The sequence below is a fragment of the Stenotrophomonas sp. CASM110 genome (assembly GCF_049384345.1).
In the GTDB taxonomy this organism is placed as follows: Bacteria; Pseudomonadota; Gammaproteobacteria; order Xanthomonadales; family Xanthomonadaceae; genus Stenotrophomonas; species Stenotrophomonas muris.
The window spans coordinates 119806-136949 of sequence record NZ_JBMRGI010000001.1; the positions used below are offsets into that span (position 1 = coordinate 119806).

A 17144-nucleotide genomic window follows, 5' to 3' on the forward strand; every position below is an offset into this window, starting at 1 on the left:
GCGTCCATGAAAGCAACAGCCAGGGCCTCAACATGAAGAGACATCACCAACCCCAGGCGCGCCGCGTCATGCGTCGGCTCCTCGCACTTGGCCTCTGCGCGCTGGCTGGGTCCGCTTTGGCCGGAACAATGCAGCCGGTACGGACCTGGCTTGTCAGCGGCACGGAACTCATTACCCTCCTGCAGGGGAAAGGCGATGACGGGTTCTGCGACGGCGAACAGTGCCGGAGCCTGTCCAGCGCTCGCGCCAGCGGCTATATCCTGGGCGTCGCCGATGCCAGCCGCGGACAGTGGTGCGGGCAGCGCCAGATCCTTCCGCATGAACTGGTCGACCATGTGTCTTCCCATCTCCGGCAACTGCCCCGCGAGCGATTGCAGCAGGATGCGTCGCCACTGGTTGTCGAAGGGCTGCGCACGGCGTTTCCCTGTGGTCGCGGCACACCACGTGGCAACAGTGCCGAGCCCGGCAATGACCAATGAAGCACGCCGCGCCCGCTTGGCGACGATGCGGACGTCCTACACCCTCGCGACACGGTGCATTCACGGCCACCGACATTCGCGCTCGCCACACTGCATGTTCCTTCCACAGCACGAGGTGCCCCATGGCTACCTGTGATATCTGCGGCAACAACTACGACAAGAGCTTTACCCTGCAGCAGGGCGGGCGCAGCGGCACGTTCGATTCGTTCGAGTGCGCGATCCACGCATTCGCACCCCGCTGCGCACACTGCAAATGCGCGGTCATTGGGCATGGCGTTGAAGGAAATGGCCAGATCTTCTGCTGTGCACATTGCGCCGGTCATGCCGGCGTACAGGGGATAGCCGACCGGGCCTGAGCTGCCTTCAGCGGCCCTCCTGCTTCCTGCCCAGAGACAAGCGAAGAAAGCCGCGCGATCCGGGCTGCGCCCGAATCAGCCAGCAGCGCCAGTGCGCGCCGCTTCCGGGATGGCAGCCCCGCCACGACCTCCGGTGCCAACACGACGTCGAACTCTCTGGCGTTGGCATCCAGCGCGGTGGCCAGAACGCACGAATCGGCCGTCATGCCACTCAGGTACAGGCGGCGCACGCCCAGTTTGGCCAGCAGAATCGGCAAGGGACTGGCCAGGAACGCCGAGTGCTTGGGCTTGAGCACGAAGTAATGACCGGGCAAGGGCGAGAGAAGGCTGGCAATTCGTCCCGCCGGACCGCCGTCGCGCCGGCACTGTTCCACCTGCTGGCGGAAATCGCGCTTCCAATCCGAGAAATTGTCATTGGCGTAGATGACCGGCCACCCGCGTTCGTCGAAGTGATCCCTCAGGCGCCGGATCTGCCGGGCCGCCCGCTCTGCCGCGGGCGCCAGCTCCTGCGCGCCCGGGAAATCGAAACGGCTGAACATGTCGATGATCAGCAAGGCCCTCGACGGATCATCTGCCATGGTTCAATCTCCTGTCTGGGTATGCGGCGCCTCGACCGGCTTGGATTGCGGCGAATCTTTCTGGCGCAGGAAGATCGTCAGCACCACCAGAGACAGCACGGCCAGGAACTCGCTTTGCCAGTTCTGCATGGATTCGAACCAGAATGTGCTGCTGGCGAGGTGCTCCACAAAGCCTGGCGGCGGCAATCCCTTCAACTGCTGTTCGGCCTCCTCGGCGCGCCAGCTTCCCAATGCATGCAGCGTAAAGCTGAACAGGAACAACAGCCCGAACGCAATCGCCAGCGAATGACCGTAAAGAACCTTCCACAGGCCACCGCGCCTGACCGGCCAGGGCGTGCGTCCGGGTTCGATGCGATTCTGTTCCTGCGCGGGGTCCAGCGGCCGCGATTCGGCCGAACCGCGCTGGCGCAGGCTGACCGTCAGCAGAACGTACATCCCCATCTGCAGGAATTCGCTCTCCCAGTTCTCGAATGTAGCGCTGACGAAGTGCCCAGTAGCCAGGTAGTGCCAGAAATCGATCGGCATGCGTCCGTGCTCGACCAGTTCCTGGTTGTGCACGTGATGCCCCGCAACTGCCTGCCCCACAATGAACGCCAACGTGAGCGCAAGCAGCACCAGTGAGAGACCGTTGCGTTTCCACATGCAAGACCTCGTTCAGGCTGTTCCAAAGATCGTCCATGAAGCTTGCGTGGGCAAAGGGCCATGCCTCGTGATTGCTGCGCATCCGGAATGTGAGGCGGACTCAACGCTTCCCTGTCGGATCGGGATCAGGGCGCTCGTAGTCCTCCGGTACCGCCTTGCGGCCATCGCCGTCGTCGGGCATGTCGTGGTCCTTCCATCTGGCTCGATCATTGCGCCGTTTGTCCGGCGTGTGCGCTTTTGACTGATCGTCCACATCCGTCGTTGGATTGAAGGGCAGTTTGTCGTTCATGGGCAGCTCCTGCGGCGAGAGAGTGAAGCCTGCACCGCGCCGGGTTAACGCCACGACGCTGCAGAATGAACGCCGTGCACACCGGGATGTCACTGCAGCCGGATGGCGGCCTTGCGATGCTGAAGGCCCGAGCTCCTGGAGCAGCACGATGCAGGCATTGACCTATCACGGCCGCAGGGATGTGCGCGTCGAGACTGTGCCCGACCCGGTACTGGCGGCGGATGACGATCTGATACTGCGGGTGACCGCCACCGCCATCTGCGGTTCGGACCTGCACCTCTACCGCGGCAAGATTCCTGATCTGCACGATGGCGATGTACTGGGCCACGAATTCATGGGCGTGGTGGAAGAGGTCGGCAGCGGCGTGACCCAGGTGAAGCCGGGCGATCGCGTGGTGATTCCCTTCGTGATCGCCTGTGGCGAGTGTTTCCACTGCAGGCTGGCCGAATATGCCGCATGCGAGACCACCAATCCTGGCAGGGGCGCGGCGCTGAACCAGAAAGGGCTGCTGCCTCCAGCTGCTTTGTTCGGATACAGCCATCTGTATGGCGGCGTAGCCGGTGGCCAAGCCGAATTCGTACGCGTGCCGAAGGCCAACGTGGGCCCGTTGCGCATTCCGGAAGGCGTGGCCGATGAGCAGGTGCTGTTCCTGTCTGACATTCTCCCGACCGGCTATCAGGCCGCGCTGAACGCGGGTGTGAAGCCCGGCTCGACGGTGGCCATCTTCGGCGCCGGTCCGGTTGGGCTGATGAGCGCGGCCTGTTGCCGGCTGCTGGGAGCAGAGACCATCTTCATGGTCGACCACCTTCGTTACCGCCTGGACTATGCACGCCGTGCTTACGGCGTGACCCCCATCGACTTCAAGGAGATCGAAGACCCGGCCGATTACATCCTTACCCAGACCAGTGGGCGGGGCGTAGACGCCTGCATCGAGGCCGTAGGCTTCGAGGCCGAGGGCAGCGCGCTGGAGTCAGCGTTGACCGCTGTAAAGCTAGAAGGCAGCAGTGGCGTGGCGATACGGCAATGCATCGCGGCAGCGCGCCGTGGCGGCGTGGTCAGCATTCCAGGCGTCTATGCCGGCTTCATCCATGGTTTTCTGCTGGGTGATGCGTTCGACAAAGGTCTGACATTCAAGATGGGCCAGACCCATGTGCAGGGACTGATGCCGGAACTGCTCGACGCAATCATGGAAGGAAAGCTGGATCCGGGTGACATCATCTCGCACCGGATGCGCCTGGCCGACGCTGCGCAGGGCTACGCGATATTCGATGCCAAGGATGACGACTGCCGCAAGATCGTGCTGACACCCTGAGCATGCTGCCATGAGCGCGATTGCCGCCGGTGTCTACGCACTGTGGCTGGCTGCCGGCTGGCTGGACTTCCATTTTCACCGGCGGACCGACCTTCCACACACCTCTGCGATGCGCGAAAGCCTGTTGCATGGGGTGCAGTTGCTGCTGATCGGAAGCGGGGTGCTCGCATGGCTCCTGCTGCAAAACACGCTGTCGCTCGTCACGATTCTGGCACTTCTGGTCCTCGCGCACGCAATCGCCGGCTACTTCGACACCGTCAGCGCGGACGGCAGACGACGCATCAGCCCGGCAGAGCAGCATGTGCACAGCGTGCTCGATGCCGCGCCGTGGGTCCTGCTGGGCTGGGTGGGCTGGCAGGTCCACCCTCGGTGGTCGCTCGAAGTGAAGCCTGCAGCACCGGGCGTCTGGTGGCTGGTCCTGCTGCCGGCGCTGGGCGTGGTGGTGCTGCCATGGTTGTGGGAGTTGCTGCAGTGCCTGCGCGCACGACGGCAGCGCAGGCAAGCGAGCGCGTGAGGATCATCGCGCAGAGAATTCATGCGCCGGCTACGCCTCCCAGACAGCGATGTGACCGCTTGCGGCCTACGTTCGACATGTCTCTCCATTTCAGGCTCCTTCATGCAGCATGTGACATCGCCATCCCCGCTGGAGGGCCGCGCTCGCGAGTTAGTGGTCCAGCGGCCCGACCTGCCATTGCCCGGAAGCGGCCGCACGCTGCAGCGGTGGCAGGCGCTGGCGGCATGGGGGGCGGAAGACCTGTGCCTGGCCAAAGTGCTTGAGGCGCACTACGACGCCCAGGCGATCATTGCCGAACTGAACGCGCCCGCCCTGGCTGAAGGCCAGCTACTGGCGGTCTGGACGGCGGAAGGTCCAGCCAGCACACTCCGCTTCGATGTCCACGGTCAGCTCCATGGTGACAAGCCCTGGTGTTCCGGCAGCGCGTGGGTGGATGCGGCATTGGTAACCGTCCGCAACGCGCAGGGCGTGTGGCTGTGCCAGGTGGCAGCGAAGCACTGGCGCACGCTTGCAGATGAGCCCTGGCCGGCCGTTGGCATGGCCGGCGTTCCGTCCACCACGGTGCGATTCGACGGCGCACCGATGGCGCTTCTGGGAACGCGCGATGAGTACCTGCAGCGACCGGGTTTCTGGCACGGCGGTGCGGGCATCGCGGCAGTCTGGTTCGGCGCGGCGGCCGCCCTGGCCGAGCGCATGCGGCCAGCCTGCACCGAGGGGAATCGCGCGCGATTACTGGGTGAAGTGGACCTCGCCTTGGGCCCGGCGGCGGCGCTGCTTCGCGAAGTGGCGGCGCGCGTCGACGCCGCGCCGGAATCGGCGCACCGCGAAGAGGTCGTGCGCCTGCGCTGCGTGGTCGAGCGCGCGGCGACGCGTGTCCTGGATCTGGCGGGGCGCGCACTGGGCCCGGCGCCGATGTGCCTGGAAGATGCCCACGCCCGTCGCTGCGCGGACCTGACCGTGTTCCTTCGGCAGAGCCACGCAGATCGCGATTGGGAATGGCTGGGCGGCCAGCGGGCGAGCCAGGAGGCGACATGGGCGCTGTAGCCAGGACACCCCTGCAGGGGGAAGGAACGCAGGAGCAGGCATGGCTGCGCTGCGATTGGCTGTGGCAGCGGCCGGCAACATCGGCCAATGCCCTGTGCGCCGGCCATGATCGCGTCGTGGTGGTCGCACCCCATCCAGACGACGAGATCCTCGGCTGTGGTGGACTGCTCCGTCACGCTGCGGAGCAGGGCATGGAGGTACGCGTCGTCGCCGTGACTGATGGCGAAGCGTGCTATCCGGACGAGCACTGGTGGACGCCAGAACGCCTGCGCTCGGCGCGACGCGCCGAGCTTGCCGCAGCGCTGGGCGAACTCGGTATCCGGCCTGGATCCGCGTTTCATCTCGGCATCGCCGACGGCGCGGTCAGTGCGCACGAACAGGGCCTGGAAGACTGGCTGCAGCAGCACCTCCAGCCGAGCGACCTGGTCCTGGCACCCTGGCGCTTTGATGGGCATCCCGATCATGAAGCCGCAGGGCGTGCTGCCTGCAGGGCGGTGCGGGCAGTGGGCTGCCGACGCCTGGAGTACCCGGTGTGGGGCTGGCACTGGCTTGACCCCGCCTGCGCACATATGGCGTGGGAGGTTCCCAGGCTGATCGACATTTCAGCAGTGGCTGCCGCAAAACGAAACGCCATCGCGCACTTCCGGACCCAGACCGGCGAGGTGCCGGAACTGAACAGCCCGCCGGTGCTGCCCGCACATGTACTGACCCGATTCTTCCGGAACTACGAGGTATTCCTGGCATGAGCGCGCAGCCGTACTTCGATGAACTGCATGAGCAGGAGGATCCCTTCGGCTATCGCAGCCGGTGGTATGAAGAACGCAAGCGTGCGCTGCTGCTGGCCAGCCTGAGCCAGCGCCAGTTCACTCGGGGCTGGGAGCTGGGATGCTCCAACGGCGTGCTGACCGAGGCCTTGGCCGCCCGCTGCGAGCGCCTGCTGGCCACCGACATCAGCCCACGCGCAGCGTTCCGGGCCCGCCGCAATCTGGCCCACCTACCGCATGTGCAGGTCCATTGCGCCAGCCATCCCGAGCAATGGCCGCCGGGCCGCTTCGACCTGATCGTCTGCGGGGAAATGGGCTACTACCTGGGTGCAGCAGCGCTGCACGAGCTGCGCGCCGGCATCGATTCGGCCCTTCGCGACGACGGACTGCTGGTCGCCTGCCATTGGTTGCCTTCGTTCCATGGGCGCGCAAGTCGCACCGACGTCGTGCATCGGTGCCTTGGCCAAGGCCTGCACGAAGCCTTCCACTATCGTGATGCGGACTTCGTGCTGCAGGGCTGGACGCGCAGCGCACTATCGCTGGCCCGCAACGAGGGCCTGCGATGATCGGCATCCTGGTTCCGGCCCATGACGAGGCAGCCAGCGTGGAGCGCTGCCTGCAATCGATCCGAAGGGCAGCCCTGCATCCCGGGCTGCACGGCGAAGCAGTGCAGGTGGTGGTTGCACTGGACAGCTGCTCGGATGCCACCGCGTCCATCTGCCAGCAGCAGCGGGTCGATACGGTGCGCCTGGAAGCACGCTGCGTCGGCGTTGCCAGGGCAGCGGCCGCCGCTGCGCTGCTCGGACGCGGTGCGAGATGGCTGGCGAGCACCGATGCCGACAGCGAGGTACCTCCCGAATGGCTGGTTGCCCAGCTTGAGGGCCGGTGCGACGCCTTCTGCGGACTGGTGGACATAGCAACCACCTCCAAGACGGAGAAGCGCCTGCGACGCGCGTTCCAGAAACGGCAGCAGTGGGGCGACGATCATGGGCGCATCCACGGTGCCAATTTCGGCGTCTCCGCCCAGGCCTATCTTGCGGCGGGAGGATTTGCTCCCCTGCGATGTGGAGAGGATGTTGCACTGGTGAGCAGGCTGCAACGCCTCGGCGCTGCCGTAAGGTGGGCCGGCGCTCCCATCGTCATGACCAGTGCCCGCCTGGTGGGACGCGCGACCGGAGGGTTCTCGGCCTACCTGGCCGCAATGGAGGGCGCGCGCCCCGCCACGGCGGCAGATCGGCGGATGGCGGTACCTGGAAGCGCCTCGGAAACCACGCTGAATTGGGCATGATGTGATGTTTTCCCGGCTGGCGTTTACGGTTTCGCCACGATGCCCGTCCTAGAGTGAAGCGCTGGGAGAGCAGGAGTGGCACCATGCCGAATCGAGCCATCGCCTACGTCAGCGAGGCCGTCAGTGGATTCTCGCCGGAACGTCTGAAAGCGCTGATGGACGATGCCGCGCGCTTCAATCGGGGCGCAGGGGTGACCGGGGTGCTGCTGTTCGACGGCGAACGCTTCCTGCAGTACATGGAGGGCCCTGCCGATGGACTGGATGTGGCCTTCTCCCGTGTCGCCGGCGCCAGCAGTCACATCCACCTGATCGAACTTGCGCGGGGGCGTGTCGGCCAGCGGCGGCTGCCGTTCTGGCCCATGCGTTGCCTGTCCGTCACTGCAGATGAGCTGCGCGAGATCGCCTGTGCCGACTGGACCAGCTTCATCCAGCGGGCAGCGACCGGACAGGCCGATGCCACGGCGATGGACAAGCTGCTGCTGATTGTCGAGCCCTACGCAAAGGCCGCCTGAGCCGGAAACCTGTTACTGCAGTGTGCCGCAGGGGAGAGGATGGAGCGAGGCAGGTTGTGAACCGCCTCATTTGGCTCTACGGCAAGGGCAGCATCATGGAAGGGCAGGACACTTCCTGCGTCAGAAGGAATCAACGTGCCCCTCCGCGCAATCGCTTACGCAAGTGAGGCGATACCGGGGCTTTCCATGGACCCTGTGGACGACCTCGCCAGGGCCGCGGCCCGCTTCAACTTCGAAGCAGGCGTGACGGGTGTGCTTCTTTACGATGGGCACCGCTTCCTCCAGTACATCGAGGGACCGGAAGACAGCATCAACGTGGTGTACAGCCGTATCCTCGGTGCCCCCAGCCATTGCGAACTGCTTGAGCTGGGCCGGGGCAGGGTGTCCGGCCGGTTCTTTCCCTATTGGTCGATGCGGCTGCTCTGGACCGACCCTGCCGACATCCGCAGCGTCGCTCGTGGCAACTGGAGCGGGCTCTCCCGCGGTGGTGCGCTGCGCCAGCTGGGGCAGGTGGTAGCCCCACACCTGGCGTAATCCCGGCGTCTGCCGCTCAATGCGTGGCAGGGGGCGCGCAGGCGTCTCCCACGACCTGCTGGACGGCTTCCTGCAACTGGTCGATGTGGAACGGCTTGGCCACGAAGGTTGCGCGGCGGTGGCGCAGCGGCACCAGCTGGTCATAGACCGCAGAGACGAACAGGTAGGGAATGCCGAGTTCCGCCAGTCGATCGGCCACCGGGAACACCACGCCATCGCGGAGCTCCACATCCAGAACCGCGCCATCGAAACGTTGCGTATCCAGCAGCCCCAGCGCATCGAACACGCTGTAGGCGTGGGTCACCCGGCCGCCGCCGTCTTCCAGCGCCTGTTCCATCAGTGCAGCCAGGTCGAGCTGGTCTTCAACCAGCAGCAGGTTGCACCTGCGCTGGTCCATTTCCGATTGCATGCGCGCATGCCTGTGTTGCCTTGGGAACTGCAGTGTGTGCTGTATTGCATCAACGGCGCGCGTGGGCCGTGTCAGCCCAGCGCGAAGCCGCCCCGCGCAGGTGCTCCATGCCGTCGATGCGGCGTGGAAGGCGGTGCGCCTTTTTTGACGGCGCGTTGGCGGCGGCCATGGATACTGCCGCCGTCCCCCAGCACTGGAGCCATGACCATGCCTCGATCCGCCACCGACCCCACCGCCCCCTGCGCATTGCGCGTGGAGTGCATGTCCCTGGATTGCGGCGGCGCTGCGATCGTCGTGGAGCTGGATCGCACCCCCGAACGGGCATGGATGAAGTCGCTCAAGCGCGCCCTGCAGGAGGATGACGTGCTGGAGGGTGCCCAGGCCAAGTTCGATGGCCGCTTTGTCTACGTCGTGGGCGTGGAAGGGGGCGCGCACCGTGCGCAGCACCGGGTGATCCAGGCGTTGAAGGCGTCCGCAGGCGCGCGCGCACCCGCAGCAAGCCCCCGTCGCGACGCCGGCAGCGCTGTAGTGTCCGGCGCGATGCCCGCCTGAGTTCGCGGCAGGCGTTGCCACGCAACAGCGGATGTTATGACCGCATCAGCGCCAGGTGCAGCGCGCACGCCCGCCGGCTCACGCCGGCCGACGGGGCAGTGATTGCTGCCTCGCCACCATGGTCTCCGGAGGCATGTCGCCCCACTACCGGAGACCATGATGGCAGACCAGAACACCGTCCGCAGCGAGCGCCTGCTGAAATGGCTGCAGGATGCCTACGCCATGGAGCAGGAGGCGGAGACCATGATGAAGGCCATGGCTTCGCGCATCCAGAACTATCCCCATCTTGCCGCACGCATCGGCCAGCACGTACTGGAGACGCAGCAGCAGGCCGCCTCCCTGCGCGAGTGCATTGAAGCGCTCGGCGGAAGCGTGCCCACCGCCAAGGGGATGTTCGCGAGCATGACCGCAGCGATCCACGCTGCCGGCAACACCCTGATGGAGGACGAGGTCGTCAAGAGCATCGGCATCTCCTTTGGCTTCGAGAACACCGAGATCGCCACCTACCGGGCGCTGGTGATCGCGGCCGAGCGGGCCGCTGCGCCGGATATCGCGGCCGTGTGCGGCCAGATCCTGCAGGAAGAGATCGCCATGGCGCGCTGGCTGGAAGAGCACCAGGACAGCCTGGTCGGCGCCTTCCTCAACCGTGACGAAACGCCTGGCGCCCAAGCCAAGCGTTGATCCCGGTCCCGCCTGCCATACACAGGAGACAGTCCCATGTTCTTCCACCACAAGAAGCTGATGTACACCGTGCGCGTGCGCGAATCCAACCCGCAGCTTGCCAGCCTCATGCTGGAACAGTTTGGCGGCCCCCAAGGCGAACTGGCGGCTGCAATGCGTTACTTCACCCAGGGACTCGGTGAATGCGATCCGGGCCGCAAGGACCTGCTGATGGACATTGCCACCGAAGAGATCAGCCACCTGGAGATCATCGGCACCATCATCGCCATGCTCAACCGCGGCCCGAAGGCCATCCAGTCCGAGGGTCTTGCCGAAGCCGAGGACATGCGGCTGCTGGGCCAGAACAGCACCAGCCATACCGAACAGATCCTGTATGGGGGCGGCCCGGCGCTGGTCAATTCCAGCGGGGTGCCGTGGACGGCGGCCTACGTCGATTCGATCGGGGAGCCCACCGCCGACCTGCGCTCGAACATCGCCGCCGAAGCCCGCGCCAAGCTGGTCTACGAACGACTGATCACGGTGACCGATGATCCAGGCATCAAGGACGCACTGCGCTTCCTGATGACGCGCGAAATCGCCCACCAGAAGTCCTTCGAAAAGGCGTTGCACAGCATCCAGCCCAACTTCCCGCCGGGCAAGCAGCCGGGTGACCCCGCCTTTACCGACCTGTACATGGACATGTCGCAGGGCGACGGCGCCGATGACCTGCTGGGCAGCTGGAACAGCGGCGAGCTGTGGGAGCGGGTCAGCGACCGCGAGGCCCAGGCCGCTGTGGACGGCGGTGACGGCAGCGCCACGGTGGGCCTGGACCCACGCGAGCAGGCGGCGGTGCAGGCCATGACCCTGCGAACGCTTTCCGATCCCGAAGCACGGCCGACAACCGGTGCCGAACTGGGCGCCGGGCCGGGCGCCGGTGCGCTCGACCTGCCGCCACGGGAGCCTTGACGCGGGACAGGCCGGGGCGGGCCTCCGCCCCACGTTTCGCGTGAAAAAAAGTGGGCGGACACGCTGTCCGCCCACATGGGGTGCAACCGGTCAGTCTCGATCAACGCTGCTGGCCACCGCGGTTGTTGTTGCCGCCACGCTCCTGCTGTTGCTGACGAGCGCCCTGGTTGCCACCCTGGTTGCCGCCGCCATGGCTGTTCTGGCCGCCTTCGCGGCCGATGTCGGCCATGTGCTGGCGATCCTGGCTCACCGCTTCGCCGCCCTTGCGACCGGCTTCGCGCGCTTCTTCAGAGCTGAATTCATGGGCGTTGCCCGACTCATGCGCGGCGCGGCCGCCCTTGGCGGCGATCTCGCGCTGCTTGTCTTCGTCCATCGAAGCGAAGCCGCGGTTGCTGCTGCCCTGGTTCTGGTTCTGGTTGGCCATGGAAAGTCTCCTTGGAGTGAGCCGCCCGATTGGCGGCAGCGACCATCTTCCAGATCCGCCGCTAGACGGCGGTGGCACCACTGCCAACGTGATGTCATGCGCAGGCACGCGCTTCCTCATGCATTCTCCACGAAAGCAAATCCATCGGCGGAAGACACGGCATGCCGGTCGTGGTGCTCGAGCCGGGTGTCAACGCAGCGCGGCGTTGGCACGTACAGGTTCAACGCCGCCTCCACGCAGGTGTCACCGCGCGTTTGATCCGCACCGCTAAGGTAGAGCCATCTGCAACAACCCGGTGCTGTCATGCCTCTTCGTGCCATTGCATATGTAAGTGAAGCCACCCGAAACCTGACTGCAGAACGGCTGCAGCAGCTTGTCGCGGACGCGATGCTGTTCAACGAGTCGGTTGATGTGACCGGCGTCCTCCTGTTCTACGGCACGCGCTTCCTGCAATACCTCGAAGGTCCGGAGGCCGGCGTCAGTGCGGCGTACACCCGCATCCTGGCGGCCGGCAGCCACAACGGTCTGGTCGAACTCAACCGGGGCAGGGTGGGGCGGCGTCAGTTCCCGCACTGGCGCATGCACAGCGTGCGCGTGGATGAGCTGGCGCTGGGAAAGATCGCGATCTCCGACTGGACCGGCTTCGTGCGCAGCGCCTCCGCGCTCGCTCCTGGCACCAGTGCGCTTGATCGACTGCAATCGGTGGCGCAGGCGCCGCCAGGCGCCGGCGATGGCCGGTTGCTGGAGCCGGACGGACCGGTGGCACGATGAGCGCAGCCAACGCCCCGGGCACGCCAGGACAGGTACGCATCGGCTGCGCAGGCTGGTCGCTGTCGCGCGCGGCGCAGGCGGCGTTCGGCGCAGGCGACAGCGTACTGCAGCGCTATGCCACCCGCCTGCCGATGGTCGAGATCAATTCCTCGTTCTACCGCCCCCACCAGGCGGCGACCTACGCCCGGTGGGCGGCGAGCGTGCCCGCGGGTTTCCGCTTCGCGGTGAAACTGCCGCGCGTGATCAGCCATGAACGCCGGCTGCGCGACGCGATGCAGCCGCTGGCGCTGTTCCTTGATGGCGTGATCGCGCTGGGGGACAGGCTGGGGCCGCTGCTGCTCCAGCTGCCGCCCAGCCTGGCGTATGAGCCGGCAACCGTAAAGGCATTCCTGCACGGACTGCGCGCACGCACCTCGGTTGATGTCGCCTGCGAACCGCGCCACCCCAGTTGGTTCACTGCGGACGTCGATACGCTGCTGAGCGACCATGGCATCGCACGGGTCGCGGCTGACCCGGCCCGGGTACCGGCAGCAGCTGTCCCGGGCGGTGACCGCACGTGGAGCTACTGGCGCTGGCACGGGCAGCCGCAGATCTATCGCAGCCCCTACAGCGAACAGGCGCTGGCGGGGCTGGCCCAGCACCTGCAGCGTGAAGCCGCTGCGCAGCGCCGCGCCTGGTGCGTACTGGACAACACCGCGCTGGGCCACGCGACCGGCAACGCCCTGCACCTGCAGGCACTGCTGCAGGAGAACGCGCATGCCTGAGGGCCCGTCCATTGTCCTGCTGCGCGAAGCCGCCAGCCGCTTCAAGGGTCACGTCGTGCGCGGCGTCTCCGGCAACAGCCGCATCGATCTGTCACCGCTGCAGGGACGCAGGGTCAAGGCGGTTCGCAGCTGGGGCAAGCACTTCCTGCTGGAGTTCAGCCACCACACGCTGCGCATCCATCTGATGATGTTCGGCAGCTGGCGCATCGACGAACGGAAGCCAGCTCCTGCACGGGTGTCGCTGGCATTCGACAACGGGGAACTGAATTTCTACGCGTGTTCCGTCCGGCTGATCGACCAGCCGTTGGACGACGTCTACGACTGGCGGGCGGACGTGATGAACGACGCCTGGGATCCAAAGCTGGCCCGGCGCAAGCTGAAGGCACTGCCGGACACCCTGGTCTGTGATGCGCTTCTGGACCAGACGATCTTCGCGGGCGTCGGCAATATCATCAAGAACGAGGTGCTGTTCCGCATCCGCGTGCATCCGGCCACGCGACTGGGCGACCTGCCACCGCGCAAGCTCACCGCCCTGATCAACCAGGCCCGTGCCTACAGCTTCGACTTCCTGGAATGGAAACGGCGCTTCGAATTGAAGAAGCACTGGCAGGTGCATACGCGAAAGGTGTGCCCGCTCTGCGGTGGCCCGATCAGCAAGCTGTACATGGGTACGACGCGGCGACGCACGTTCTTCTGCCCAAACGATCAGGTGCTCTACCCACCCTGAGGCCGCCTTCCATGGCGGCCGAGGGGCATGCGATTCGACTCAGGCGGCCTGCGTGGCCTTGGCATTGCCGCCGCCCTTGGCCAGCAGGGTCAGCTTCTCATCGGTCGCCTTTTCTTCCTCCAGCGTCTCCAGCAGCAACGGCAGGGCGTCCTTGTAGCCCAGCTGCTTGGCCAGCGCGGCGATGGTGCCGTAGGAGGCAATTTCATAATGCTCGACCTTCTGCGCGCCACCGATCAGGGCAGCGTCGCGCACCGGCCCCTTGTCGATGCTGTCGATCACCTCCTTGCCTTCCTCGACCAGGCCTTCCATCGCCGCGCACTTGATGCGCTTCAGGCGGATGCCGAGCACTTCGACCACCTGGTCGATGCGTTCGATCTGCCCCTGGGTTTCTTCCAGGTGCGTTTCGAACGCTGCGGCCAGATCCGGATTCTCGGCCGCACGGGCCAGGCGCGGAAGCGCCTTGGTCAGCTGCTTCTCGGCGCTGTAGATGTCCGAGAGCTCGTGGATGAACAGATCTTCCGCCGTCTTGATAGCCATGCTGGGCTCCGCTGTGAATGGAGTGCTCAGAATAGGTCCCGTCCGGTTGCGATCAGGCGGGGAAGGAGTGAAGGCGGCATGTGAATTCCCACGCGGACCCTGCGCGCTGCCTTCACGAAGCAGCGTCTTTCGCGCATCGGCAGGACGCCGTGCCGGCGGCCTTCGCCATGGCTTCACAGTGGCATCGCTCCGTGCCCATGGAGTGGCCGGTACGGTCAGTTCACCCCCGATCACGCTGGAGACTCCCATGAGCGATGACAAGAACAACGCCGGCAGCCCGGACCGGGACCGCATCAACGTCAATGAGGATTACGAACTGCGGTACTGGACCACGACGCTGGGCGTGTCCGCCGACGAACTTCGCGCGGCCGTCGCGGCAGTCGGGCCCACGGCGGTTGCTGTCCGGAAGCACCTGGGCAAATAGCGCGGAGCTGGCCATGTCCCTGGTCGAGTATCGCCGCAAGCGTCGTTTTGACCAGACCAAGGAGCCCGAGCCGGGCAAGGCGCTGCCGAAAGGCCAGCGCGCCATTTTCGTGGTGCAGCTGCATCATGCCAGCCGCAGGCACTATGACTTCCGCCTGCAGGTTGGCGATGCGCTGAAGAGCTGGGCGGTGCCCAAAGGCCCCAGTTACGACCCGAAGGTCAAGCGCATGGCGGTGGAAGTGGAAGACCACCCGGTGGACTACGCGGCGTTCGAGGGTGATATTCCCAAGGGCCAGTACGGCGGCGGCCATGTCGCCCAGTTTGACCACGGTGTATGGGCCACGCAGGGCGATCCGGAAGCCCAGCTCGCCAAGGGCCATCTGCGCTTCGAGCTGTTCGGTACCAAGTTGAAAGGCGGCTGGCATCTGGTCCGGTCGGGAAAGCCCGCGCGCCAGCCACAGTGGCTGCTGTTCAAGGACGACGACGGATTTGCCAGCGATATCGAGGCAGACGATCTGCTGGGGGACGTCGCTGAAGCGCCACCGGAGGATCTGAAGCGAGCCGGCGCCGGCAAGGCCGGGAAGAAGCGGCTGACGGCGGTACCTGCCAGACGCGCCCGGCGAAAGAACTGGGCGAAGAAGGCCCTGGCGCTCAGCAAGGCGAAAAGGGCGGCAGCGCCGTCCGGGCCGTTTGAGCCGCAGTTGGCCAAGCTGGGCGAAGCGCCGCCCCAAGGCGGGCAGTGGGTGCATGAGATCAAATGGGACGGGTACCGCATCCTTGCTACGGTGGCTGAGGGCAACGTGCAGCTGTGGTCACGGAACGCGCTGGAATGGACCGCCAAACTTCCCGAAATACGTGATGCGATCGCGGCCCTGGGCCTGACTTCGGCGGCACTGGACGGCGAGCTGATCGCCGGCGCCGGCACCAAGGAAGACTTCAACCTGCTGCAGGCCACGCTTTCCGGCGAGAAGCAAGGCGTCCTGACGTATGCGCTGTTCGATCTGCTGCATCTTGATGGCGTGGATGTCGCCGATGCGCCCCTGCTGGAGCGCAAGGCCCTGCTGCAATCGGTGCTGGAGGGGCAGGGCAGCCCATTGGCCTTCAGTTCGCATGTACAGGGGGATGGCGACCAGGCCTACCGACTGGCCGGTGAGCGGCACTTCGAAGGCATCATCTCCAAGCGCGCCGATCGCAGCTACCACAGCGGCCGCAGCGAGGACTGGCGCAAGACGAAGCAGCTGGCCAGCGACGAGTTCGCGGTAGTGGGCTACACCGCACCCAAAGGCAGCCGCACCGGCTTTGGTTCGCTGCTGCTGGCCCGGCCAGACGCAACGCATGGCTGGCTCTACGCAGGGCGCGTCGGGTCCGGGTTCTCGGATGAACTGATTGGCGACATCAGCAAGCGCATCAAGGGCGGCGGCGGCCGCAAGCCAACCGCGTACGTGCCCACGCAGGACACCGATCTGCGCGCTGCGACCTGGTTCGAACCGCGTTTCGTGGTGGAGGTCTTCTACCGCGGAATCGGTGGGCAGCAACTGTTGCGCCAGGCGTCGCTGAAGGCGGTGCGGGCGGACAAGGATATCGCCGACCTCGCCGATTCCGATCGCGCCGGAGCGGCCCCGGCCGCAGCGCGGTCGCAAGCGCCCGCGCGGCGTGGGCGCCGGGTGGAAAGGGCGCCGGCAACGGATCGCGCGCCCCCCGTGCTGTCGTCCCCAGGCAAGATCCTGTTTCCCGGCGACGGCTACACCAAGCAGGACGTGTGGGATTACTACGCAGCAGTGATGGAGCACCTCCTGCCCGAGGTGGTGGATCGTCCGCTGTCGATCATCCGCTGCCCCAGTGGCACCGCAAAGCCCTGCTTCTTCCAGAAACACCATACGGCCGGGCTGGCGCTGGTCGATTCGGTAAGGCTGAAGGAGGAAAGCGGCATCAACGCCCATTACCTGGTGGTGCGGGACGCAGCCAGCCTGCTGGAACTGGTGCAGTTCAACGCGTTGGAGTTCCACCCTTGGGGCAGCCACGCCGAGGCGCCCGACAGGGCCGACCGGGTGGTGTTCGATCTGGATCCCGGACCGGATGTGCCCTTTGCCGAAGTCAAGAAAGCGGCAACCGACATCCGGAAACTGCTGGCGCAGCTGGAGCTGGAATCGTTCCTGCGAGTCTCCGGCGGAAAGGGCCTGCACGTGGTCGTGCCGCTAAACCCAGGGTGCGATTGGGACCTGACCAAGCGTTTTGCGAAGGGTTTCGCCGATGCATTGGCACAGTCCGAACCGCAGCGGTTCCTGGCAACCGCCACCAAGAGCCTGCGCAACAAGCGGATCTTCGTCGACTATCTGCGCAATGGGCGCGGTGCAACGGCGGTCGCGTCCTATTCGTTGCGCGCCCGGCCGGGCGCACCGGTGGCACTGCCGATCGCCTGGGGTGATCTGGCGAAACTCAAGCGCGCCGACGCCTTCACGATCAAGGACGTGCCCGCAAAGCTGAGACGTCGCCGCAAGGACCCTTGGGCCGGCATCGCGGAAGTGAAGCAGAATCTCGCCCGATGGGCCCGGGCAGACCCGTAGGCCAGGCCCGTGCTGCGTACCGTCTGTCAGCCCGA

At 65.9% G+C, this 17144-nt stretch carries 24 protein-coding genes; 18 read left to right on the forward strand and 6 right to left on the reverse strand.

What is annotated here, in order from left to right; translation table 11 throughout:
- Window positions 1-68: 68 nt before the first annotated feature.
- Complete coding sequence (locus tag VG561_RS00555; RefSeq protein WP_049439705.1) at window positions 69-479, forward strand: Rap1a/Tai family immunity protein; 411 nt, start codon at window positions 69-71, stop codon at window positions 477-479.
- 122 nt (window positions 480-601) lie between these two features.
- The gene (locus tag VG561_RS00560; RefSeq protein WP_321210547.1) at window positions 602-835 is read left to right on the forward strand and encodes a hypothetical protein; all 234 of its coding nucleotides are present in this window, start codon (window positions 602-604) and stop codon (window positions 833-835) included.
- Here the strand turns inward: VG561_RS00560 and VG561_RS00565 are convergent.
- From VG561_RS00565 to VG561_RS00575, 3 genes are all read right to left on the reverse strand, one after another.
- Window positions 799-1413, reverse strand: coding sequence for a cysteine hydrolase (locus VG561_RS00565; protein ID WP_262093920.1), 615 nt, complete (start codon window positions 1411-1413; stop codon window positions 799-801). The two genes, VG561_RS00560 and VG561_RS00565, sit on opposite strands and share 37 nt — an antisense overlap.
- Window positions 1414-1416: 3 nt before the next feature.
- Complete coding sequence (locus VG561_RS00570; protein WP_164076890.1) at window positions 1417-2055, reverse strand: DUF6766 family protein; 639 nt, start codon at window positions 2053-2055, stop codon at window positions 1417-1419.
- 100 nt (window positions 2056-2155) lie between these two features.
- Complete coding sequence (locus VG561_RS00575) at window positions 2156-2344, reverse strand: hypothetical protein (RefSeq protein WP_262093921.1); 189 nt, start codon at window positions 2342-2344, stop codon at window positions 2156-2158.
- 148 nt (window positions 2345-2492) lie between these two features.
- On the opposite strand from VG561_RS00575, the gene VG561_RS00580 reads away from it, so the two are divergent.
- The 8 genes from VG561_RS00580 to VG561_RS00615 all read left to right on the forward strand — a co-directional run bounded on the left by VG561_RS00580 (window position 2493) and on the right by VG561_RS00615 (window position 8312).
- Window positions 2493-3656 (forward strand): zinc-dependent alcohol dehydrogenase, encoded by a 1164-nt coding sequence (locus VG561_RS00580; protein ID WP_262094006.1) that lies wholly within the window; start codon window positions 2493-2495, stop codon window positions 3654-3656.
- Window positions 3657-3666: 10 nt separating this feature from the next.
- Complete coding sequence (locus VG561_RS00585; protein ID WP_142234741.1) at window positions 3667-4170, forward strand: hypothetical protein; 504 nt, start codon at window positions 3667-3669, stop codon at window positions 4168-4170.
- A gap of 102 nt (window positions 4171-4272) precedes the next feature.
- The gene (locus tag VG561_RS00590; RefSeq protein ID WP_262093924.1) at window positions 4273-5214 is read left to right on the forward strand and encodes an acyl-CoA dehydrogenase; all 942 of its coding nucleotides are present in this window, start codon (window positions 4273-4275) and stop codon (window positions 5212-5214) included.
- Window positions 5202-5960: a PIG-L deacetylase family protein gene (locus tag VG561_RS00595; RefSeq protein ID WP_014647183.1), complete on the forward strand. Its 759-nt coding sequence runs from the start codon at window positions 5202-5204 to the stop codon at window positions 5958-5960. The genes VG561_RS00590 and VG561_RS00595 overlap by 13 nt, the downstream gene beginning before the upstream one ends.
- Window positions 5957-6544 carry an SAM-dependent methyltransferase gene (locus VG561_RS00600; RefSeq protein ID WP_046430711.1) on the forward strand — a complete coding sequence of 196 codons (588 nt, stop codon included), beginning with the start codon at window positions 5957-5959 and terminating at the stop codon, window positions 6542-6544. Before VG561_RS00595 ends, VG561_RS00600 begins: the two co-directional genes overlap by 4 nt.
- The gene (locus VG561_RS00605; protein ID WP_262093927.1) at window positions 6541-7266 is read left to right on the forward strand and encodes a glycosyltransferase; all 726 of its coding nucleotides are present in this window, start codon (window positions 6541-6543) and stop codon (window positions 7264-7266) included. Before VG561_RS00600 ends, VG561_RS00605 begins: the two co-directional genes overlap by 4 nt.
- Window positions 7267-7349: 83 nt before the next feature.
- Window positions 7350-7778, forward strand: coding sequence for a BLUF domain-containing protein (locus tag VG561_RS00610; protein ID WP_126412222.1), 429 nt, complete (start codon window positions 7350-7352; stop codon window positions 7776-7778).
- 135 nt (window positions 7779-7913) lie between these two features.
- Window positions 7914-8312, forward strand: coding sequence for a BLUF domain-containing protein (locus VG561_RS00615; protein WP_134808868.1), 399 nt, complete (start codon window positions 7914-7916; stop codon window positions 8310-8312).
- Between the two features lie 16 nt (window positions 8313-8328).
- Here the strand turns inward: VG561_RS00615 and VG561_RS00620 are convergent, their stop codons facing one another.
- The gene (locus tag VG561_RS00620) at window positions 8329-8721 is read right to left on the reverse strand and encodes a response regulator (protein ID WP_014647178.1); all 393 of its coding nucleotides are present in this window, start codon (window positions 8719-8721) and stop codon (window positions 8329-8331) included.
- A 207-nt stretch (window positions 8722-8928) separates the two neighbouring features.
- Here VG561_RS00620 and VG561_RS00625 point away from each other — a divergent pair, with 207 nt between their 5' ends.
- The 3 genes from VG561_RS00625 (at window position 8929) to VG561_RS00635 (ending at window position 10899) form a co-directional block, all read left to right on the forward strand.
- Window positions 8929-9273 carry a hypothetical protein gene (locus VG561_RS00625; protein ID WP_100450505.1) on the forward strand — a complete coding sequence of 115 codons (345 nt, stop codon included), beginning with the start codon at window positions 8929-8931 and terminating at the stop codon, window positions 9271-9273.
- A 159-nt stretch (window positions 9274-9432) separates the two neighbouring features.
- Window positions 9433-9954 (forward strand): ferritin-like domain-containing protein, encoded by a 522-nt coding sequence (locus tag VG561_RS00630; RefSeq protein WP_262093932.1) that lies wholly within the window; start codon window positions 9433-9435, stop codon window positions 9952-9954.
- 36 nt (window positions 9955-9990) lie between these two features.
- Window positions 9991-10899: a manganese catalase family protein gene (locus VG561_RS00635; RefSeq protein ID WP_100450071.1), complete on the forward strand. Its 909-nt coding sequence runs from the start codon at window positions 9991-9993 to the stop codon at window positions 10897-10899.
- 100 nt (window positions 10900-10999) lie between these two features.
- Here the strand turns inward: VG561_RS00635 and VG561_RS00640 are convergent, their stop codons facing one another.
- Window positions 11000-11323 (reverse strand): KGG domain-containing protein, encoded by a 324-nt coding sequence (locus tag VG561_RS00640; RefSeq protein ID WP_014647174.1) that lies wholly within the window; start codon window positions 11321-11323, stop codon window positions 11000-11002.
- Window positions 11324-11626: 303 nt separating this feature from the next.
- On the opposite strand from VG561_RS00640, the gene VG561_RS00645 reads away from it, so the two are divergent.
- Genes VG561_RS00645 through VG561_RS00655 form a run of 3 tightly spaced genes read left to right on the forward strand, consistent with a single transcriptional unit; the run spans window position 11627 to window position 13585 of the window.
- Window positions 11627-12094, forward strand: a complete 468-nt coding sequence (locus tag VG561_RS00645) for a BLUF domain-containing protein (RefSeq protein ID WP_423179273.1) — start codon at window positions 11627-11629, stop codon at window positions 12092-12094.
- Entirely contained in the window at window positions 12091-12858 is a 768-nt protein-coding gene (locus tag VG561_RS00650; RefSeq protein ID WP_329855975.1) for a DUF72 domain-containing protein, read from the forward strand. Before VG561_RS00645 ends, VG561_RS00650 begins: the two co-directional genes overlap by 4 nt.
- Window positions 12851-13585 (forward strand): DNA-formamidopyrimidine glycosylase family protein, encoded by a 735-nt coding sequence (locus VG561_RS00655; protein WP_053494312.1) that lies wholly within the window; start codon window positions 12851-12853, stop codon window positions 13583-13585. Before VG561_RS00650 ends, VG561_RS00655 begins: the two co-directional genes overlap by 8 nt.
- A 39-nt stretch (window positions 13586-13624) precedes the next feature.
- On the opposite strand, the gene VG561_RS00660 is transcribed toward VG561_RS00655, so the two are convergent.
- Window positions 13625-14122 (reverse strand): ferritin-like domain-containing protein, encoded by a 498-nt coding sequence (locus tag VG561_RS00660; RefSeq protein WP_014647170.1) that lies wholly within the window; start codon window positions 14120-14122, stop codon window positions 13625-13627.
- Between the two features lie 247 nt (window positions 14123-14369).
- Here VG561_RS00660 and VG561_RS00665 point away from each other — a divergent pair, with 247 nt between their 5' ends.
- Together VG561_RS00665 and ligD are read left to right on the forward strand one after the other, a co-directional pair.
- A complete protein-coding gene (locus VG561_RS00665; protein WP_014647169.1) occupies window positions 14370-14546 on the forward strand; it encodes a DUF3606 domain-containing protein in 177 nt (58 codons plus the stop codon).
- 13 nt (window positions 14547-14559) lie between these two features.
- Complete coding sequence (ligD, locus tag VG561_RS00670) at window positions 14560-17109, forward strand: DNA ligase D (RefSeq protein WP_262093935.1); 2550 nt, start codon at window positions 14560-14562, stop codon at window positions 17107-17109.
- Window positions 17110-17144: the final 35 nt, after the last annotated feature.